The sequence below is a fragment of the Pantoea sp. Ep11b genome, assembly GCF_040783975.1.
In the GTDB taxonomy this organism is placed as follows: Bacteria; Pseudomonadota; Gammaproteobacteria; order Enterobacterales; family Enterobacteriaceae; genus Pantoea.
The window spans coordinates 2700948-2719548 of sequence record NZ_CP160631.1; the positions used below are offsets into that span (position 1 = coordinate 2700948).

The following is an 18601-nucleotide window of genomic DNA, read 5'->3' on the forward strand; positions in this document are numbered from 1 at the left end:
AGTCAAGCCAATGAAAAACAGAACCCTGGGTGACCGCATCCGACTCCGCCGTAAGGCATTGCAGTTAACGCAGAAACAGCTGGCTCAGCAGGTAAACGTGTCCCATGTCGCTGTTTCACAATGGGAAAAAGAGGAGACGCTGCCGCGCGGCGAGAACCTGCTGCGGCTCGCCGAAGCGCTGGGCTGCGCGCCCTCGTTTCTGATAGATGGGGATGGCCCTGTTTTCAGCGAAAGCGCGTGGGGCGGCCTGCACCAGATCCCGCTGGTGAGTCAGCGGAACCTAACGCAGTGGCTGGCGGATGCGGAGGCTGTGAAGTGTGAGTGGCTGATGCACAACGACATGGCGCTTGCGCAGCAGAGCTTTGGTGTGCGTGTGGAGGAGCAGGCGATGGCACCCGCAATCCTGCAGAATGATGTGGTGATTATCGATCCCACGCAGTCACCTCAGCCCGGCGACTGCGTGCTGGCCCTGCAGCAGCAGACTCCCCTGCTGCGCACCTGGCGTCAGCGCGGCCCGCAGGATGGTGTCGTGCAGTTTGAACTTGCCCCGGTCAACATTAACTTTCCCGATCTGCATTCCAGCCGGGACAGCCTGAAACTGATCGGCACGCTGGTCGAACTGCGCCGCTATCGCCAGGCATAAAACCTGGCACAGACCAGGTTCCGGCGGGAGCCTGCGGGGTTACAGGGCGTCGGTGAGCTGATCGACCACCACGTTACCCTGCAGGTCGGTCTGCATGATACGGTAACTGACCGGCCACGAGCGGCGGGTACTGAGTTTGTCAAACAGGGTGACGCCGCCGGTCTTCATCCCCTGACCATTGACGATAATCCATTCCGTGACCTCTTCCTGCCCCCGATTCTTCAGGCTCAGCGAGCGTTGCTCAATCAGCTGATCGTCAGCTTCAATTTTTAAATAGTCTCTTAACATTGTATCCACCTCCTGGTAACGCTGGTCACTATATGCTTTTATTTAATCATTTCAATCGAATTTATTTATCGACATGGGACTGCCTGACAGTGATCGCCAGCCTGAATCTGCTTACGACGCTGTCTGGCTTTTGCTTTGAATGGCCATTGCACAAAATCCGGAACGGATACGTCACTCGCAGCGACTCTGCTGCTGAAAGTCATCCTCAACTCAGCGCGGATAAGACGCTCAGGCTGGTCTAGACTTAAGAGACTGAAAAAAGGAGCGACGCATGTTTAAGCACAATTCGAACGAAGAACGTAATAAAGAAGGTGATGTCAGCAAGAGCCTTCCGGAAGCAGCCCCGCACGCAGGAAATATGTATGAAGAGGACGATCATCCCGCGACGGATGCGCCGAAAGATCATGGCGAAGTGCCGCGTAAAAACGACGACAGCCAGGATGATAAAAAGGATCCCTTTAAAGCCAGCTAAGGCGAATGGCGCGCCCGACGGGCGCGCGGATTGCAGGATTCAGGCGGTGCCGAAGCCTGTCGGCGTTTTCCCCTTTTCACCTGAGGCATCCCCCGGTTTCCAGGCTGCGATGACCCGTTGTTCTCCTCAGCGGATTTACTTCACCTGTTCGCAATCATACGCGCCCCGTATACGGATCTGGCTCTGGCTGGTGCGGACGATTTCGGCTCTTAACATCCCTTTGCCATCCCGTGTCGTCTGCTCCATATCCACCATCCCCGGTGCCCGGCTGTTTTTGACCCGCAGCTTAATCGTCGCGTTATCGTAATCGCCCTTCTGTTTTGCAAACGTGACCTTCTGCGTCTTTGCGCGCTCCCCATTGACGGAGAACCAGCCGCTGCTGTCCGGTTTAAGGGTGAATGGTCCGCACTGCGTGGAGGCCAGGGCCGAAGAAGAGAGCGCGGTTAAACAGGCGATAAGGGTGAGCGTTTTAAACATAGGTGAGCGTCCTGCTGTTCACAGAAAAGCGGAAAAGCGCGGCAGACGGAGGACCCTTTTGTCTGCCACGCGCTGAAGTAAACAGAAGTATAGCCGGGTGCAGTCACCTTATCACTGGCGGACGTGACCCGTTCAGCGCATCAGCACTAATCTTATGTTGCACCAGTGTGTAACTTGCAGAGGCGATAATAGAGCAGGCGTTAGAAGGCTCCAGTTTTTTTGTTGAAGTCATTCAACAGTAAAAGAAGGTTAAACCAGTTTTGGATTGCAGTAAGTAACTGCGTCTTTATCAGAACAGTTTAAGGATATAGACAGTCCCATCTGTTGAAAAAAAATTAAGACAGATCGAGATCACGATCAGACCTCTTAACGACCGAAAAAAGATAAAAAATTATCTGGCTCTCTACTTTTGACATCTTCTTTCTGCATTCATAATGCATAAGAAATTTGAAGGCTCTTTACTATAAAATGGACCTGTTTTCACCTTTTAAAAGCCTTACTTATTCCCGCCCTTAGGACCTTAAGCCATTTTGAACTGCTAAATACTGGATGTTTAACATACAAAAAAAGGGAGTCAGTGGAGTGAAATATTCTCCAAAAAGACAATAAACGAAAATCATCTCTTGACAATCTTAAGACATTTCTTAGTATCCCTCTTAAATTTGCTTACAGATTCCTTACGAATGATTCATCAGAAAATTTTTCGTTTTATCCTCCGATCCAGCAGGCTGCTATCAGCCTCCAGATTCATGACAACTCACCTTTTTTGCTTTTTTAATGGCTCCGCCGTTCGGTTGTTTATCGGGCGCTTGCGAGCCGAACATACAGGAATAAACATGCAAACAGAGATGTGCAGCTCATGAAGAGACTGGCTGGTCTTGATGGTTTGAGAGGGATCCTTGCACTTGGCGTCGCTCTATCGCATGCCTATAGCCACTTCACCGGTTGGCGCACGGGTTATGACATCTTCCATAATCCGGATTATGCGGTTGACATATTTTTTATTCTTTCCGGTATTGTTCTCTATCACTCTTATAAGAGCAAAGTCGGCCAGGGAGGTATGTCAGCACTTGAATTTTTTGTAATCCGGCTCTTCCGGCTCTATCCCCTGCATATTATCGCTGTCGTACTGGTACCTCTCGCTTTGTTTGTGTCTACCGGATCGTTCTTTCCCGCGTGGCTGGGGCCAGTTACGCCATGGAACCTGATAGGAGACCTGACATTGACCAACTCAATTGGTATCGGGTTTATACCCAAAACGAATGTGCCAAGCTGGTCGATTTCGGTAGAGCTCTTTGCCGGTACTGCAGTTCTGCTCCTGAGCTTTATTCACAGAGGATTGCCGTGGATCACGGCCGCCGCAGGCATCGGACTCAGCCTCTTCTATCACATTGACATCAAGGGAGCTTCCTATGCTGCCTTCCCATTCCTGAGTGATGGCGTCATCCGCTGCATTTTGTGCGTTTCTTTAGGCATCTGCGCTTATCAGGTATCAATGAGATACAGTGAATGGATAACGCGTCATGATCGTGTGGTTTCGACAGGTATCTTTATCACCTTTATGCTGACTCTGATCATTCTTTTTGGCATGAATATCACACTGCCCGCCTATCTGTTTATTACTCCGATAGTGGCTCTGGCGATAGCGGCTATGCCACATATTGAATCTGATTGCCGGACCTTTCTTGAGTCAGATAAGTTAGTGTTTCTTGGCCACATATCGTTCTCGCTCTACCTGTTACACACGCCCGTTGTCTATGCGATGTTGTGGCTGAAGGGTGAGTCATTCGATGCAAACATTATTTATGCAACTCTGGCTGTAGCTATAGCGGCTGGCATTGCTGTTCTTTCGCTGAAATATATTGAGCTTCCCTGTTATGACTATGGCAAAAGAATCGCCAGACAACACCTCTTTCCGCTTATGAAAAAAGAAAGCCCTCAGTAAGGGGCTTTCTTTTTGCCGATTTCATGCGTTTTTTTGCATCCGGAGCTTGTTGTGAAGAGCTGATTTGGTCTCATGCCAGCAATTCAAACCAAATCACACTGTAGCGAACGTGTAAGACTTCCTACATGCGGCTTGTTGAAATTAAGAGAGTTGCTTCTGAGTTGAAGGTAAGCCAACTGCGGCTCCTAAATACCAGACAACAGCTCGTACCTTTTATCTGCCTCAAAACTCGTCATCCTGTGGTGCACACGTGCTCGACTGTATCAGCCACAGGATTAACCTCAATAACTTCAGACAGCAGTGCCTGACCTACACCTGCATATTCATGATTTCGCTGTACGCTGACACCAGCTTATTCCTGACCTGAATCCCCATCTGCATCGAGATTGAAGATTTCTGCAGATCGACCATCACATCATTCAGGGCAATGCCGGGTTTCCCCATCTCAAAATCCTGCGCCTGAGTGCGGGCGGTGGTCTGGGTCTCACTGATCTTATCCAGCGCCGCTTTCATGGTGGCGCCGAAATCGATCTGATGGGTGGCTTCACTGCTGCGGTTGCTGGCCTGCAGTGAGGTCGCCTGCAGCTGCTGCAGCACGCCGTCGATTGCCTGAATGGACATAAACGATACCTTTTAAAGAGGAGTTATTTTTTCTGTGCTCAAAAGTTAGCACGTTGTCAATGAGACAAAGCCGCTAAATGACAGCAAAAAACCTACCTTATCCAGCCATCGAATTTTGCTTATCACCTAATAATGCCTGGCATTGAAGTGGAAATTTTATCTACGCAGGTCAGGGAGTCTGTTTTGCCATCTCAACTTACCCGGTCAATTACGTCAGGCAGGAATCGGTCATGAATGCGAGCACAGCCGCCACAACAGAACAAGATAAGAAAGGCTTCGGTGACCTGCTCGCTCGCCTGCGCGCAAACCCGCGTATCCCTTTAATCGTTGCCGCTGCCGCAGTGGTAGCGATCGTGATCGCGATGGTGCTGTGGGCAAAGCAGCCCAGCTACAGCGTTCTTTATAACAACCTCTCAGATGAGGATGGCGGCGCCATCGTGACTCAGCTGACGCAGATGAACATCCCCTACCGTTTCGCTGAAAACGGCGGCGCGCTGATGGTGCCGGAAGCGAATGTGCATGAGCTGCGTCTGCGTCTGGCTCAGCAGGGTCTGCCGAAAGGCGGCTCTGTAGGCTTTGAGCTGCTGGATAAAGAGAAGTTTGGCATCAGTCAGTTCAGCGAGCAGGTGAACTATCAGCGTGCGCTGGAAGGCGAACTGGCCCGCACGATTGAATCACTCGGTCCGGTCAAAACCGCCCGCGTCCATCTGGCGATGCCTAAACCGACCCTGTTTGTGCGTGAGCAGAAAGCGCCCTCCGCCTCTGTCACCTTAACCCTGCAGCCCGGCCGTGCGCTGGATGAAGGCCAGATTCAGGCGATCGCACACATGGTGTCGAGCAGCGTTGCAGGTTTACCGCCAGGCAACGTCACCGTCGTCGATCAGGCCGGTCGCCTGCTGACCCGCTCCGATGCCGCCGGTCGCGATCTCAATGATGCGCAGCTGAAATATGCCGCAGAAGTTGAAGCGCGCTATCAGCAACGTATTGAAGCGATCCTGAATCCGATTCTCGGTCAGGGTAACGTTCATGCACAGGTCACCGCACAGATTAACTTCGACACCAGCGAGCAGACAGATGAGAAATATCAGCCTAACGCTAACCCGTCGAACACCGCTATCCGTTCGCGGCAGACCAGCACCAGTGACCAGTCTGGTTCCCCATATCCGGGCGGCGTGCCGGGCGCGCTCTCCAATCAGCCTGCGCCAGCCAACACTGCGCCGGTAACGACGCCGAACAACAATGCGGCCAATGGTCAGAACGCGAACGGTCAGAACAATGCGGCTAACAACGCCACGCAGGCCACCAGCACCGCCGCCAGCGCAACGCCGACGAACTCACGTCGTGACGACACGGTGAACTACGAACTGGATCGCACCATTCGTCACACCAAAATGAACGTCGGCGACGTGCAGCGTCTGTCGGTTGCGGTCGTCGTGAACTACCGTGCGGATGATAAAGGCAAAGCCATTGCGCTGAATGAGCAGCAGCTGAAACAGATTGAAGATCTGACCCGTGAAGCGATGGGTTACTCTCAGAATCGTGGTGACAGCGTCAACGTGGTGAACTCGCAGTTTAACACCACCGAGCCGATGAGCGTCGACCTGCCCTTCTGGCAACAGCAGTCGTTCTTTGAACAGCTGATGGATGCCGGTAAGTGGCTGCTGGTTGCCCTCGTCGCCTTCATTCTCTATCGCAAACTGGTTCGTCCGCATCTGGTTCGCAAGCAGGCCGCAGACAAAGCCGCTGCTGAAGCCATTGCCGCCCGCGCTGCCGAGAAGCCGGAAGAAGAAGCCTTTAGCGTACAGCTCAGCAAAGATGAGCTGGAGCAGGAACGTAAGTCTAACAACCGCATGAGCGCAGAAGTGATGAGTCAACGCATCCGCGACATGTCAGAAAACGATCCGCGTGTGGTAGCGCTGGTCATTCGTGAATGGATGAGTAAAGAGCTATGAGTCTGACCGGAACTGAAAAAAGCGCCATCCTGATGATGACCATTGGTGAAGAGCGCGCGGCGGAAGTCTTCAAACACCTGAACCAGCGTGAGGTGCAGCACCTGAGCGGCGCGATGGCGAATATGCGTCAGGTGTCGCACAAACAGCTGACCGAGGTCCTGCGTGAGTTCGAAGCGGATGCCGAGCAGTTCGCGGCGCTGAGCCTGAACTCCAACGAATATCTGCGTTCGGTACTGACCCGGGCGCTGGGCGAAGAGCGCGCCTCCAGCCTGCTGGAGGACATCCTCGAAACGCGCGACACCACCAGCGGCATGGAAACACTCAACTTTATGGAGCCGCAGGCTGCTGCCGACCTGATTCGCGACGAGCATCCGCAGATCATCGCCACCATTCTGGTACACCTGAAACGTGCCCAGGCCGCCGACATCGTGGCGCTGTTCGACGAGCGTCTGCGTCACGACGTGATGCTGCGTATCGCCACCTTTGGTGGTGTGCAGCCAGCCGCGCTGGCCGAACTGACCGAAGTGCTGAACGGACTGCTGGACGGTACCAACCTCAAGCGCGCGAAGATGGGCGGCGTGAGAACCGCAGCCGAGATCATCAACCTGATGAAAACGCAGCAGGAAGAGGCGGTTATCGAAGCGGTACGCGACTTCGATGGCGAACTGGCGCAGAAAATTATCGACGAGATGTTCCTGTTCGAGAACCTGGTGGAAGTGGACGACCGCAGCATCCAGCGTCTGTTGCAGGAAGTGGAGTCCGAGCAGCTGCTGGTGGCGCTGAAAGGTGCCGAACAGCCACTGCGCGAGAAGTTCCTCAAAAACATGTCAGCCCGTGCAGCCGATATTCTGCGCGACGATCTGGCAAACCGGGGGCCGGTGCGTATGTCTGCGGTGGAAAACGAACAGAAAGCGATCCTGCTGGTGGTTCGCCGCCTGGCCGAATCGGGCGAGATGGTAATTGGTGGTGGCGAGGAAACGTATGTCTGATGCATTTTCTGCCCGTCCCTGGCAGCTGTGGCAGCCCACGGATTTAGGCCGTTTCGATGAGCCTGAAGCCGCGCCGGAGCCTGAATTTACCGAATCGGATGATGGCGTCGATGAGCAGCAACTGCAGCTCGAACGCCTGCAGCAGCAGATGCGGAAAGAGGCGCAGGGCCAGGGGTACAACGAAGGCTATCAGCAGGGCATGACCGAAGGTCAGAAAGCGGGCTATGACGCCGGTTTTCAGCAGGGCCTGGTGGATGCCCAGCAGCAGCAGGCGCCGCTTCAGGCGCGGATGCAGCAGCTGGTTACCGAGTTCCAGAACACCCTGGAATCCCTGGACAGCGTGATCGCCGCGCGTCTGATGCAGCTGGCTCTGGAAGCGGCACGCTCCGTTATCGGCCAGGCAACCGCCGTCGATGGCACTGCCCTGCTGCGCCAGATTCAGGGCTTACTGCAGCAGGAACCGATGTTCAGCGGCAAACCGCAGCTGCGTGTTCATCCGGATGACTTACAGCGCATTGAGCAGACCCTGGGCCCGACGCTGGATCTGCACGGCTGGCGTCTGATCGCCGACAGCACCCTACATCCCGGCGGCTGCAAACTCAGCGCAGAAGATGGTGACCTGGATGCCAGCGTCGCCACGCGCTGGCAGGAACTCTGCCGTCTTGCGGCACCAGGAGAAATTTAATGACCACCCGTCTGAACCGCTGGCTGGGATCGCTGGACGCCTTTGAGAAACGCATCGCCCAGGTGCAACCGGTGCGCCGTTATGGTCGCCTGACCCGCGCCACCGGTCTGGTGCTGGAAGCGACCGGCCTGCAGTTACCGCTGGGGGCAACCTGCATCATTGAACGCAACGATGGCAAAACCATCAGCGAAATCGAAAGCGAAGTGGTGGGATTTAACGGCCAGAAACTGCTGATGATGCCACTGGAAGAGGTGGACGGCATTTTACCTGGCGCGCGAGTCTATGCCCGTCAGAATGGCGATAACCCGCAGGCAGGCAAGCAGCTGATGCTGGGGCCGGAACTGCTGGGCCGCGTTCTTGACGGCAGTGGCCGTCCGCTGGATGGTCTGCCGTCGCCGGATACCGGCTATCGTGCGCCGCTGATCACACCGCCCTTTAACCCCTTACAGCGTACGCCGATTACCGACGTACTGGATACCGGCGTGCGGGCAATCAACGCGCTGCTGACGGTTGGCCGTGGCCAGCGTATGGGCCTGTTTGCCGGTTCGGGCGTGGGTAAAAGCGTGCTGCTGGGCATGATGGCGCGCTATACCAAAGCGGACGTCATCGTGGTCGGCCTGATCGGTGAACGTGGCCGCGAGGTCAAAGATTTTATCGAGAATATTCTCGGTGCCGAAGGCCGCGCCCGTTCAGTGGTCATCGCCGCCCCGGCCGATGTCTCCCCGCTGCTGCGTATGCAGGGTGCCGCCTACGCCACGCGCATTGCGGAAGATTTTCGCGATCGCGGCAAGCACGTCCTGCTGATTATGGACTCCCTCACCCGCTACGCCATGGCGCAGCGTGAGATTGCGCTGGCGATCGGTGAGCCGCCCGCCACCAAAGGCTATCCGCCTTCCGTGTTCGCCAAACTGCCTGCGCTGGTTGAACGCGCCGGTAACGGCATCGACGGCGGCGGTTCGATTACCGCCTTCTATACCGTTCTGACCGAGGGCGACGATCAGCAGGATCCGATCGCCGACTCCGCGCGCGCCATCCTTGACGGCCACATCGTGCTGTCACGCCGGCTGGGCGAAGCGGGTCACTACCCGGCCATCGATATTGAAGCCTCGATCAGCCGTGCGATGACACATCTGATCGATGAGAACCACTATGCGCAGGTACGCCAGTTCAAGCAGTTGCTCTCCAGCTTCCAGCGTAACCGGGATCTGGTCAGCGTCGGCGCCTACGCCGCCGGGAGCGACCCGATGCTCGATAAAGCCATCAAACTCTATCCGCAGATGGAAGCCTTCCTGCAGCAGGGGATTTTTGAGCGCAGCGATTACGACGACGCCACCCTGCATCTGCATGCGCTGTTTGGACAGTAACACCCTTTAACGCGAGGTAACGGCAATGAAAACTGCAAATGCCATCGACACGCTGCGTGATTTAGCGGAGCAGGATCTCGAACGCGCCGCCATCTACTTAGGCGATATGCGTCGCGGCCAGCATGCCGCCAACGAGCAGCTGACGATGCTGCTCGATTATCAGGACGAATATCGCAACAAACTCAACGATGACATGTCATCAGGTATCGCCAGCACCCGCTGGACCAACTATCACCAGTTTATTCAGACGCTGGAAAAAGCGATCGAGCAGCACCGTAACCAGCTCAATCACTGGAATCAGCGGCTCGAACAGGCGCTGATTAACTGGCGCGACAAGCAGCAGCGGCTGAATGCCTATCAGACCCTGATTACGCGGGCAGCAGAAAACGCATCACGACAGGAAAACCGTCTCGATCAGAAACGGATGGACGAATTTGCCCAACGGGCCGCATTGAGGAGAGGCGAATGATTACGCTGCCACACATTGCCACAAAAGCGGCGGTGAAAACTGACGCTGAACCATCAGTTTCAGCTGATGCCACAGCGGGCAATGATGCCCTGCCACAGGACTTTCTGACCGCGCTGGGCAACCAGCTTCTGGGGCTGGCTAAGCAGCCCGGAAAAACGCTGCAATCGGCTGATATGAAAGCCGAAAAAGGCGATGACGCGCGGGCCAAACCTACCCTGAATGCGCTAATGGCGGCACTGGAAAATCCGGCTGCACTGAGTGGCCTGTTTAAACCGGAAAATATTAAAGCTGATCCAAAATCAGCCGATGATAAAGACAAGCCGGACGTGGCCGCCCTGAGCGCCAGCGAGCTGCAGAATGTGCAGGCACTGTTCGCTATGTTACCCGGCGTGACAACCGCCGCTGCCGCAACGCCGACCCCGGTCAGCGGTGAGGCCGGCGAGCTGATAGCTCAGGCTGGCGGCGACCGCAAAGCACAGAACCCGCTGATGCAACTGCTCAACAGTGCACAGACTACTGCGCCAGCGGATAAAGCTGAGAAACATGACGCGAAAGGCGCCGCCGCGGATGCCTCTGCGGCCGGCAGCGCAGCCAGCCAGGGTTCAGCCCCGGCGAAAAGCGCAACCGGCACTGGCCTGACGCCCGATGCCAGTTTCCAGCAGGCGCTGAACACGCTCGTGAAGCAGGATGACCAGGCGGCGGTGAAAGCCAGTAACAGCGATAACGCGCTCATCGCGCCGCCAGTGAGCAGCGCCAGCAGCCTGCCGGCCCCGGTGACCGCCTCTGCGACCAGCAGCACGCCAGCCACGCCGATGCTGAATGCGCAGCTGGGCAGCGACGAATGGCAGCAGGCGCTGAGTCAGCAGATTGTCATGTTCAGCCGCAACGGTCAGCAGAATGCGGAATTGCGTCTGCACCCGGAAGATCTTGGCGCTATCCAGATTAGCCTGAAACTGGATAACGACCAGGCACAAATTAGTCTGGTTTCCAGCCACAGCCATGTCAGATCGGCGCTGGAAGCCGCGATACCGCAGCTGCGCAGCGCACTGGCAGAGAGCGGTATTAACCTGGGCGAGAGTCAGGTGAGCAGTGACAGTTCCGCGCAGGGCCAGAGCTTCCAGCAGCAGGAGGCGCCTCGCGATGGACAGCATGGCCGCTTCTCCCTCTCCCAGGACAGTGACACCGACATCACGCCGATTGCCGTCCCCGCCGCCCTTCAGGCTCGCGTCAGCGGCAACAGCGCCGTCGACACTTTTGCCTGACAGCGACAAACGCTGAAGGTAAGCGTAAAACCCGCGTCTTTTCTTCCCATTGGTTTGACTTAAGACGCGGGATAATCTGTCCCGTGAGCCGAGAGGCTTGCCCATAATTCACAGGAAGTAACTGCAACCATGTCTGAAAACGCAAAAGCAAAAGGCCGCAAACGTAAACTCTTAATACCGGTGTTGCTCATTGTGACGCTGGCCGCTTGCAGCGTGGCAGGCTATGCAGTCTGGCGAATGATGAACAAACACGAGGGCGATAAGCCTGAGGTGGCGAAAGTTGAACCGCCTCCCGCTCCGGTCTTTTTTGCACTTGATACATTTACGGTTAACCTGGTCAATCCCGACAACGATCCTGACCGCGTGCTTTACGTAGGCTTTACCCTGCGTCTGGCCGATGAGGATACCCGTCGTCGGCTGAATGATTATCTGCCTGAGGTGCGCAGCCGTCTGCTGCTGCTGCTCTCGCGTCAGAGTGCTGCGGCGCTGGCGACCGAGCAGGGAAAACAGGCGCTTGTTGAACAAATCAAACAGGCGCTGGCCCCACCGCTGGTAAAAGGTCAACCTCCGCAGGTCGTAAACGATGTGCTGTTTACTGCCTTCATTTTGAGGTGAATCAATGGGCGATAGTATTCTCTCCCAGGCTGAAATTGACGCCCTTCTGAACGGCGACAGCGGCAGCGCGGAAGAAGAAAAGAAACAAAGCGGGCCGGAAGGCGACATTCGTCCTTACGACCCGAATACCCAGCGTCGCGTGGTGCGCGAGCGTCTGCAGGCGCTTGAGATTATTAACGAGCGTTTTGCCCGTAGTTTCCGTATGGCGCTGTTTAACCTGCTGCGCCGCAGCCCGGATATCAGCGTCGGGACGATCAAGATTCAGCCGTATCATGAGTTTGCCCGCAACCTGCCGGTGCCGACTAACCTGAACCTGATCCACCTGAAACCGCTGCGCGGCACAGCACTCGTGGTGTTCTCACCGAGCCTGGTGTTTATTGCCGTCGATAACCTGTTTGGTGGCGACGGCCGCTTTCCGACCAAAGTCGAAGGCCGTGAGTTTACCCATACCGAGCAGCGCGTCATCCGCCGCATGCTGAAGCTGGCGCTGGATGGTTACAGCGATGCCTGGAAAGCGATTTATCCTCTGGACGTCGAGTATGTACGTTCAGAAATGCAGGTGAAGTTCACCAACATTACCACCTCACCGAACGACATCGTGGTCAACACGCCGTTCCAGGTGGAGATTGGTAACCTGGTGGGTGAGTTTAATATCTGCATCCCGTTTTCAATGATTGAACCGCTGCGCGAGCTGCTGGTGAATCCACCGCTCGAAAACTCACGTCAGGAAGATAACCACTGGCGTGACAACCTGGTCAAACAGGTGCAGCACTCTGAGCTGGAACTGATTGCACACTTTGCCGAAACCTCACTGCGTCTGTCACGGATCCTGCAGCTGAAACCTGGCGATGTGCTGCCGATTGAGAAGCCGGAACGCATTATCGCGCATGTGGATAGCGTCCCGGTCTTAACCAGCCAGTATGGCACGATGAATGGTCAGTACGCGCTCCGTGTTGAACACCTGATTAACCCGATTTTGAATTCGCTGAACGAGGAACAGCCCCATGACTGACAGTAATAAACCGTCTGACGATATCTCTGCAGACGATCTGTGGGCTGAAGCGATGAATGAGCAGGTCGGCAGCAGCAGCAGCGCGCCGCAGACCGATGACGTCTTTAAATCATTCGACAGCGGCAATGTCGCTGGCTCGCTGCAGGATATCGACCTGATTATGGATATCCCGGTGAAGCTCACCGTAGAACTGGGCCGCACCAAGATGACGATCAAAGAGCTGCTGCGTCTGACGCAGGGTTCCGTGGTGTCACTGGATGGCCTGGCGGGTGAACCGCTGGATATTCTGATCAACGGTTACCTGATCGCGCAGGGTGAAGTGGTGGTCGTGAACGACAAATATGGCGTGCGCATCACCGACATCATCACCCCGTCTGAACGTATGCGTCGTCTGAGTCGCTAAAGAGCCACTGACTATGAACAGCCAGAATCAAACGCTGCAGACGGCGACGCCGCACGCGCAGGCGATCTCTACCGGCTCTATGCTGGCGCAGGTCAGCAGCGTCTTAGCCGTAATTATTCTGTTGATTCTGGCCTGCGCCTGGCTGGCACGTCGTGCCGGCTTCGCGCCGAAGAAAGTCAGTAGCCAGGAGCTGAAGCTCACCGCCAGCGTCTCCGTTGGCCAGCGTGAGCGCGTCGTGATTGTTGATACGGCCGATGCCCGTCTGGTGCTGGGCGTCACCGCGCAGCAGATTACCCATCTGCACACGCTGCCACCGGGTCAGCCGGTCTCCGTGACGCCGGACAATCGTGCGCCACAGGATTTTCGTCAGTTATTACAGAATCTGGTTAAACGTCCCGGAAAACCACAATGATGCGTCGACTGCTTCCTTTACTGCCACTGCTGTTACTGGCACCGGCTGCCCATGCCCAGCTGCCGGGTCTGGTGAGTCACTCGCTGCCTGGCGGCGGTCAGAGCTGGTCCCTGCCGGTTCAGACGCTGGTCTTTATCACCGCCCTGACCTTTATCCCGGCGGTGCTGCTGATGATGACCAGCTTCACCCGCATCATCATTGTATTCGGTTTACTGCGTAACGCCCTGGGCACCCCCTCGGCGCCGCCGAACCAGGTTCTGCTCGGTCTGTCGCTGTTTCTGACCTTCTTTATTATGGCGCCGACCTTCGACAAAATTTATCAGGATGCTTATCTGCCGTTCAGTCAGGACAAGATCAGCATGGATGTCGCGATTGAGAAAGGTGCTCAGCCGCTGCGTGACTTTATGCTGCGTCAGACTCGCGAGGCGGATCTCGCCCTGTTTGCCAGGCTGGCCAATACCGCGCCGATTGCCGGTCCGGAAGCCGTGCCGATGCGCATTCTGCTGCCAGCCTATGTGACCAGTGAACTCAAGACCGCTTTCCAGATTGGCTTTACCGTCTTTATTCCGTTCCTGATCATTGACCTGGTGGTAGCCAGCGTGCTGATGGCGCTGGGGATGATGATGGTTCCACCCGCGACCATATCGCTGCCGTTTAAACTGATGCTGTTTGTTCTGGTCGATGGCTGGCAACTGCTGGTCGGTTCACTGGCGCAAAGTTTCTACTCCTGATCCCCCTTTTTTACCGGAGCAACACATGACACCTGAATCAGTAATGGTAATGGGACAGGAAGCGATGCGCGTCGCCCTGATGCTGGCCGCCCCGCTGCTGCTGGCCGCGCTGGTCAGCGGCCTGCTGATCAGCCTGATCCAGGCGGCGACCCAGGTCAACGAACAGACCTTATCCTTTATTCCCAAGATCCTGGCGGTCGCCACCACCGGTATCATTGCCGGACCGTGGATGCTGAATCTGCTGCTGGACTACATCCGTACCGTCTTTACTAACCTGCCTTATATCATCGGCTGATGATTACTCTCGACAGCAGTCAGCTGGTTCAGTGGGTCAGCCAGTTCTTCTGGCCGCTGGTGCGCATCATGGCGTTGTTCGCCACCGCACCCATCCTCAGTGAACGATCTGTCAGCAAGCGTGTCAAAATCGGTCTGGCGGTGATGATCACCTGGCTGCTGATGCCGCTGTTACCTGCAGTGAATGTCACCCTGTTTTCTCCGGCGGGTTTCTGGCTGCTTATTCAGCAGATGCTGATTGGTATCGCGCTCGGCTTTACCATGCAGTTTGCCTTTGCGGCTGTGCGCTGCGCCGGTGAAGTGATTGGTCTGCAGATGGGCATCTCCTTCGCCACCTTTTTCGATCCCGGCAGCCGTCTTAACATGCCGGTACTGGCCCGTTTCCTCGACATGCTGGCGATGTTACTGTTCCTGACCTTCAACGGGCATTTATGGCTGATCTCGCTGCTGGCGGACAGTTTTCATACGCTGCCGATTGGCGGACACCCGCTGAATGCCAATGCGTTTATGGCGCTGGTGAAATCGGGCGGATTAATTTTCCTTAATGGCATGATGTTAGCGCTACCCTTAATCGTTTTGTTACTCATGCTAAATCTGGTACTAGGTTTGTTAAACCGTGTTTCACCACAGTTATCAATCTTCGCAATTGGCTTTCCGATTACCTTAACAGTCGGAATTTTAACCATCAGCCTGCTGATGCCCCTTCTCGCCCCGTTCTGCGAGCATTTGTTCGGGGAAGTCTTTGATTTACTCACCCTGTTCCTGACAGAACTATCCCGTCCCTGAACATTAAGTTTCTAACTATCTTTACGTTATGAAACTTAAGTATCGCAAAACCATACGTGCATTTTCCGAACCATGTTTTTCAGAATGCAACTAAGGAAATTCTGATAAATGTGCGCAGAGTCTGAAAATAATTCTTATTAAACCGGGCTTCGCGTATTTTAGTTGGGTGGTTCACGGAAGCACTTAGACTGTGAATTGGCGGGCAAATCCGGTAAACCCATGAATTTGATAGAAAAAAAACTTTAAGTGATTTTTCTTGTTAAAAAATGTTTTTTCCGGCATTGTCATCGCACGCTGAGGCGTCACACTTTCGTAAAACAAATGCTTTTGAGAATTATCCTATCAGAAAACTCTGTGTTTTCAGGGATAGTGATTTTGCTCTCAAAAAAACGCGTTTTACTTAACCTCCGGCACTTCACTGGCATTCCCCGCCACGGCCGGAGAATGTATGACGTCAGGGCAGCACAAAATTTTTGCAGAACGGGTCAGGGATGAAGACTTTTACGGGCGGTTGCCTGTTGCCAAACTGCACGAGCAGAATAAAAAAGTACCTAAGAAATCTCTCTCGTACCGCAACGCGTATTCATCGTTGATTTAAACGGATAACAAATTGGTGAGGGTCGCTATTATGCCAACTATTATTATGGATTCCTGCAACTACACACGCCTGGGATTAACAGACTACATGTCTTTAAAAGGAGTTAAGAAGAAGAACATCTCGTCTGTCTCCGATATTGAACAACTACAGCAAAAATGTGAGCAATTAAATCCTGGTGTCGTCTTTATTAATGAAGATTGCTTCATTCATGAGTCTGACTCCAGCGAACGCATTCGCAGCATTATTACACAGCATCCTGACACACTGTTTTTTATATTCATGGCGATCAGCAATATCCATTTTGAGGAATATCTCTACGTTCGTAAGAACCTGATTATTACGTCAAAATCGATGAAGACTTCGACCCTTGATTCCTTACTCAGTACCTATTTGCAGAAGAAGCTTAACCAGTCTGCGCGCATCTCTTCGGGCATGGATGTACATCCGCTGACGCTGAGCCAGACTGAATCAAACATGCTGAAAATGTGGATGTCAGGTCATGATACCATCCAGATTTCAGACAAGATGCAAATTAAGGCCAAGACGGTTTCGTCGCACAAAGGGAATATTAAACGCAAAATCAAAACCCATAATAAGCAGGTTATTTATCATGTTGTTCGTTTGACGGATAATGTGACCTCGGGTATTTACGTTAATATTCGCTGATTGTCGCAGCACAGGAACCGGCCTTTATGGCCGGTTTTTTATTGCGCGAAATTGCGATCTGCGTCTCACTCTGGCTGTTAAGCCTTCTGCTCCGGCTGCCGATGTTAAGTTTTATAACAATCAGCCTCATGAGAGCATGGATATGAACACTGCAGTAGATAATGATGGACAGAAAAGCGCGGGCCTCTGGCAGAATCTCCGTCTGGTGCCGCTGTTTAGCCTGATCTTCGGCGGCATTTTGCTGCTGTTTGCACTCTGTATCGGTGTCGCCAGTTACTTCCTGATTTTAAGCAATCACTCTCTTGATGATGCGACCAACGAGATTCAGGTTCGCATGGGCCTTTCAAACAGTTCGAACCATCTGCGTACCGCCCGCCTGACTATTATCCAGGCCGGTGCCGCCGCGCGTATCGGGGAAATGGATGAGTTTCGTGCCAATGTGGCAGCGGCCGAAAAACGCATCCAGCAGGCCAAAGAGGGCTTCGCCGTGTATGAAGCGCGGGAGGTAAAATCGCCCGCCGACACGGAACTCGATAGCAGCCTGAAGGCCCGCTTCAACGATTACATCACCAAAGGCCTGATCCCGATGATCAACGCCGGTAAAGAGGGCAGCTTCGAGGGCATTATCGCCCAGGAAACCGATGTAACCCGCAAGCTGGATGATGACTACAACGCGGTATTGCTGAAGGCGATCAAGATCCGTACTGACCGGGCGATGGCGATCAATGCGCAGGCGGACCATCAGTCGCGCGTCGGCTTTATCTCAATGGCGGTGGCCTTTGCCGCCGCGCTGGTGCTGGTGCTGATGACCTTTGTCTTCCTGCGCCGCGTAGTCATCACGCCGCTGCGCCTGTCGGTGCAGCGTATCGAACGTATTGCTCAGGGTGACCTGACCTCCCCGCCTCTGCCGCATGGCCGCAGTGAGATCGGCACGCTGATCTATAACCTGCAGCTGATGCAGCAGGCGCTGGTCACCACCGTGGGAACGGTGCGTGAAGGTGCGGTGGCGATCTATCAGGGTTCCAGTGAGATTTCTGCCGGTAACACCGACCTCTCGTCACGCACCGAGCAGCAGGCCGCCGCGCTGGAGCAGACCGCTGCCAGCATGGAGCAGCTGACCGCGACAGTGAAACAGAACGCCGAGAATGCACACCACGCCAGTCAGCTCGCGGCCGATGCCTCCGGCAAAGCGCGCAGCGGGGGCGAACTGGTGGGCAGCGTGGTGAAAACCATGAACAATATTTCTGGCAGTTCGAAGAAGATTGCCGAGATCACCAACGTCATTAACAGTATCGCCTTCCAGACCAACATCCTGGCGCTGAATGCGGCGGTTGAAGCCGCGCGTGCCGGTGAACAGGGTCGTGGCTTCGCGGTCGTGGCCAGTGAGGTGCGGAATCTCGCACAGCGCAGTGCGCAGGCGGCTAAAGAGATTGAATCCCTGATCGCCGAGTCGGTCACGCTGATTAATGACGGCTCGCATCAGGTTGGTGCCGCCGGCAACACCATGGGTGAAATTGTCGAAGCGGTGCGTCGCGTGACCGATATTATGTCGGAGATCGCGGCGGCGTCGGACGAGCAGAGCCGGGGGATTCAGCAGGTCAGCCAGGCCGTTACCGAGATGGATAATGTGACCCAGCAGAACGCCTCACTGGTGGAAGAAGCCACCGCCGCAGCCGCCTCGCTGGAAGATCAGGCAGGCAAACTGACCCAGGCCGTGGCAGCGTTCCGTCTGCAGGACGCGCCCGCCGCCGCCCGGACGCCTGCGCGTGAGGCGGCAGCGTTAAAGAGCCCTGCTATTGCCTCCCGTCCGGCGCTGGCCGCCGGTAACGATAACTGGGAAACCTTCTGAGTCAGGCGGCTGACACTGCGGCCACTGCTAACCGAACAACCGGCCGGATGAGTGCGTAACGCCCGTCG

General features: G+C 55.0%; 21 protein-coding genes. 18 read left to right on the forward strand and 3 right to left on the reverse strand.

Annotated features, from left to right (window positions below; genetic code table 11):
- The first annotated feature begins 10 nt into the window (after nt 1–10).
- Entirely contained in the window at nt 11–643 is a 633-nt protein-coding gene (locus tag AB1748_RS12805) for a helix-turn-helix domain-containing protein (protein ID WP_111139973.1), read from the forward strand.
- 39 nt (nt 644–682) lie between these two features.
- Here the strand turns inward: AB1748_RS12805 and AB1748_RS12810 are convergent, their stop codons facing one another.
- Nucleotides 683–931, reverse strand: coding sequence for a hypothetical protein (locus AB1748_RS12810; protein WP_128084347.1), 249 nt, complete (start codon nt 929–931; stop codon nt 683–685).
- A gap of 271 nt (nt 932–1202) precedes the next feature.
- On the opposite strand from AB1748_RS12810, the gene AB1748_RS12815 reads away from it, so the two are divergent.
- The gene (locus AB1748_RS12815) at nt 1203–1403 is read left to right on the forward strand and encodes a hypothetical protein (protein ID WP_111139975.1); all 201 of its coding nucleotides are present in this window, start codon (nt 1203–1205) and stop codon (nt 1401–1403) included.
- Between the two features lie 135 nt (nt 1404–1538).
- On the opposite strand, the gene AB1748_RS12820 is transcribed toward AB1748_RS12815, so the two are convergent.
- Nucleotides 1539–1880, reverse strand: coding sequence for a hypothetical protein (locus AB1748_RS12820; protein WP_111139976.1), 342 nt, complete (start codon nt 1878–1880; stop codon nt 1539–1541).
- A gap of 859 nt (nt 1881–2739) precedes the next feature.
- On the opposite strand from AB1748_RS12820, the gene AB1748_RS12825 reads away from it, so the two are divergent.
- Nucleotides 2740–3825 (forward strand): acyltransferase, encoded by a 1086-nt coding sequence (locus tag AB1748_RS12825; RefSeq protein ID WP_293771445.1) that lies wholly within the window; start codon nt 2740–2742, stop codon nt 3823–3825.
- A 309-nt stretch (nt 3826–4134) separates the two neighbouring features.
- Here AB1748_RS12825 and fliE read toward each other — a convergent pair whose 3' ends face one another.
- Nucleotides 4135–4446: a flagellar hook-basal body complex protein FliE gene (gene fliE / locus AB1748_RS12830; RefSeq protein WP_111139987.1), complete on the reverse strand. Its 312-nt coding sequence runs from the start codon at nt 4444–4446 to the stop codon at nt 4135–4137.
- Nucleotides 4447–4676: 230 nt separating this feature from the next.
- Here fliE and fliF point away from each other — a divergent pair, with 230 nt between their 5' ends.
- The 15 genes from fliF to AB1748_RS12905 all read left to right on the forward strand — a co-directional run bounded on the left by fliF (nt 4677) and on the right by AB1748_RS12905 (nt 18533).
- Nucleotides 4677–6398: a flagellar basal-body MS-ring/collar protein FliF gene (gene fliF / locus AB1748_RS12835; RefSeq protein ID WP_111139988.1), complete on the forward strand. Its 1722-nt coding sequence runs from the start codon at nt 4677–4679 to the stop codon at nt 6396–6398.
- The gene (gene fliG, locus AB1748_RS12840; RefSeq protein ID WP_008926874.1) at nt 6395–7387 is read left to right on the forward strand and encodes a flagellar motor switch protein FliG; all 993 of its coding nucleotides are present in this window, start codon (nt 6395–6397) and stop codon (nt 7385–7387) included. Before fliF ends, fliG begins: the two co-directional genes overlap by 4 nt.
- Nucleotides 7380–8072 (forward strand): flagellar assembly protein FliH, encoded by a 693-nt coding sequence (gene fliH / locus AB1748_RS12845; RefSeq protein WP_111139989.1) that lies wholly within the window; start codon nt 7380–7382, stop codon nt 8070–8072. The genes fliG and fliH overlap by 8 nt, the downstream gene beginning before the upstream one ends.
- Nucleotides 8072–9436, forward strand: coding sequence for a flagellar protein export ATPase FliI (fliI, locus tag AB1748_RS12850; RefSeq protein WP_111139990.1), 1365 nt, complete (start codon nt 8072–8074; stop codon nt 9434–9436). The genes fliH and fliI overlap by 1 nt, the downstream gene beginning before the upstream one ends.
- Nucleotides 9437–9461: 25 nt before the next feature.
- Nucleotides 9462–9905, forward strand: coding sequence for a flagellar export protein FliJ (fliJ, locus tag AB1748_RS12855; protein WP_111139991.1), 444 nt, complete (start codon nt 9462–9464; stop codon nt 9903–9905).
- On the forward strand, nt 9902–11167 hold the full coding sequence (locus AB1748_RS12860; RefSeq protein ID WP_111139992.1) for a flagellar hook-length control protein FliK: 1266 nt from the start codon (nt 9902–9904) through the stop codon (nt 11165–11167). The genes fliJ and AB1748_RS12860 overlap by 4 nt, the downstream gene beginning before the upstream one ends.
- 129 nt (nt 11168–11296) lie before the next feature.
- Nucleotides 11297–11782: a flagellar basal body-associated protein FliL gene (fliL, locus tag AB1748_RS12865; protein ID WP_111139993.1), complete on the forward strand. Its 486-nt coding sequence runs from the start codon at nt 11297–11299 to the stop codon at nt 11780–11782.
- A 4-nt stretch (nt 11783–11786) separates the two neighbouring features.
- Nucleotides 11787–12794 carry a flagellar motor switch protein FliM gene (gene fliM, locus AB1748_RS12870; protein WP_293771461.1) on the forward strand — a complete coding sequence of 336 codons (1008 nt, stop codon included), beginning with the start codon at nt 11787–11789 and terminating at the stop codon, nt 12792–12794.
- Nucleotides 12787–13197, forward strand: a complete 411-nt coding sequence (gene fliN / locus AB1748_RS12875) for a flagellar motor switch protein FliN (protein ID WP_111142212.1) — start codon at nt 12787–12789, stop codon at nt 13195–13197. The genes fliM and fliN overlap by 8 nt, the downstream gene beginning before the upstream one ends.
- 13 nt (nt 13198–13210) lie before the next feature.
- Nucleotides 13211–13609 (forward strand): flagellar biosynthetic protein FliO, encoded by a 399-nt coding sequence (gene fliO, locus AB1748_RS12880; protein ID WP_111142211.1) that lies wholly within the window; start codon nt 13211–13213, stop codon nt 13607–13609.
- A complete protein-coding gene (gene fliP, locus AB1748_RS12885) occupies nt 13609–14340 on the forward strand; it encodes a flagellar type III secretion system pore protein FliP (RefSeq protein ID WP_128084380.1) in 732 nt (243 codons plus the stop codon). Before fliO ends, fliP begins: the two co-directional genes overlap by 1 nt.
- Before the next feature lie 25 nt (nt 14341–14365).
- On the forward strand, nt 14366–14635 hold the full coding sequence (fliQ, locus tag AB1748_RS12890) for a flagellar biosynthesis protein FliQ (protein WP_003854466.1): 270 nt from the start codon (nt 14366–14368) through the stop codon (nt 14633–14635).
- Nucleotides 14635–15420 (forward strand): flagellar biosynthetic protein FliR, encoded by a 786-nt coding sequence (gene fliR / locus AB1748_RS12895; RefSeq protein ID WP_367395571.1) that lies wholly within the window; start codon nt 14635–14637, stop codon nt 15418–15420. The genes fliQ and fliR overlap by 1 nt, the downstream gene beginning before the upstream one ends.
- A 628-nt stretch (nt 15421–16048) precedes the next feature.
- Nucleotides 16049–16684, forward strand: a complete 636-nt coding sequence (rcsA, locus tag AB1748_RS12900; protein ID WP_009089542.1) for a transcriptional regulator RcsA — start codon at nt 16049–16051, stop codon at nt 16682–16684.
- 142 nt (nt 16685–16826) lie between these two features.
- Nucleotides 16827–18533, forward strand: coding sequence for a methyl-accepting chemotaxis protein (locus AB1748_RS12905; protein WP_367395572.1), 1707 nt, complete (start codon nt 16827–16829; stop codon nt 18531–18533).
- The last annotated feature ends 68 nt before the right edge of the window (nt 18534–18601 follow it).

Excerpts from the sequence above, each read along its gene's own strand:
- AB1748_RS12810 (WP_128084347.1), bottom strand. The coding sequence starts at position 931 with ATGTTAAGAGACTATTTAAAAATTGAAGCTGACGATCAGCTGATTGAG.
- AB1748_RS12860 (WP_111139992.1), top strand. The coding sequence starts at position 9,902 with ATGATTACGCTGCCACACATTGCCACAAAAGCGGCGGTGAAAACTGAC.
- fliG (WP_008926874.1), top strand. The coding sequence starts at position 6,395 with ATGAGTCTGACCGGAACTGAAAAAAGCGCCATCCTGATGATGACCATT.
- fliR (WP_367395571.1), top strand. The coding sequence starts at position 14,635 with ATGATTACTCTCGACAGCAGTCAGCTGGTTCAGTGGGTCAGCCAGTTC.
- AB1748_RS12820 (WP_111139976.1), bottom strand. The coding sequence starts at position 1,880 with ATGTTTAAAACGCTCACCCTTATCGCCTGTTTAACCGCGCTCTCTTCT.
- AB1748_RS12825 (WP_293771445.1), top strand. The coding sequence starts at position 2,740 with ATGAAGAGACTGGCTGGTCTTGATGGTTTGAGAGGGATCCTTGCACTT.
- fliP (WP_128084380.1), top strand. The coding sequence starts at position 13,609 with ATGCGTCGACTGCTTCCTTTACTGCCACTGCTGTTACTGGCACCGGCT.
- fliE (WP_111139987.1), bottom strand. The coding sequence starts at position 4,446 with ATGTCCATTCAGGCAATCGACGGCGTGCTGCAGCAGCTGCAGGCGACC.
- fliQ (WP_003854466.1), top strand. The coding sequence starts at position 14,366 with ATGACACCTGAATCAGTAATGGTAATGGGACAGGAAGCGATGCGCGTC.
- fliJ (WP_111139991.1), top strand. The coding sequence starts at position 9,462 with ATGAAAACTGCAAATGCCATCGACACGCTGCGTGATTTAGCGGAGCAG.
- fliF (WP_111139988.1), top strand. The coding sequence starts at position 4,677 with ATGAATGCGAGCACAGCCGCCACAACAGAACAAGATAAGAAAGGCTTC.
- fliL (WP_111139993.1), top strand. The coding sequence starts at position 11,297 with ATGTCTGAAAACGCAAAAGCAAAAGGCCGCAAACGTAAACTCTTAATA.
- fliI (WP_111139990.1), top strand. The coding sequence starts at position 8,072 with ATGACCACCCGTCTGAACCGCTGGCTGGGATCGCTGGACGCCTTTGAG.
- AB1748_RS12805 (WP_111139973.1), top strand. The coding sequence starts at position 11 with ATGAAAAACAGAACCCTGGGTGACCGCATCCGACTCCGCCGTAAGGCA.
- fliO (WP_111142211.1), top strand. The coding sequence starts at position 13,211 with ATGAACAGCCAGAATCAAACGCTGCAGACGGCGACGCCGCACGCGCAG.
- fliH (WP_111139989.1), top strand. The coding sequence starts at position 7,380 with ATGTCTGATGCATTTTCTGCCCGTCCCTGGCAGCTGTGGCAGCCCACG.
- rcsA (WP_009089542.1), top strand. The coding sequence starts at position 16,049 with ATGCCAACTATTATTATGGATTCCTGCAACTACACACGCCTGGGATTA.
- fliN (WP_111142212.1), top strand. The coding sequence starts at position 12,787 with ATGACTGACAGTAATAAACCGTCTGACGATATCTCTGCAGACGATCTG.
- AB1748_RS12815 (WP_111139975.1), top strand. The coding sequence starts at position 1,203 with ATGTTTAAGCACAATTCGAACGAAGAACGTAATAAAGAAGGTGATGTC.
- fliM (WP_293771461.1), top strand. The coding sequence starts at position 11,787 with ATGGGCGATAGTATTCTCTCCCAGGCTGAAATTGACGCCCTTCTGAAC.
- AB1748_RS12905 (WP_367395572.1), top strand. The coding sequence starts at position 16,827 with ATGAACACTGCAGTAGATAATGATGGACAGAAAAGCGCGGGCCTCTGG.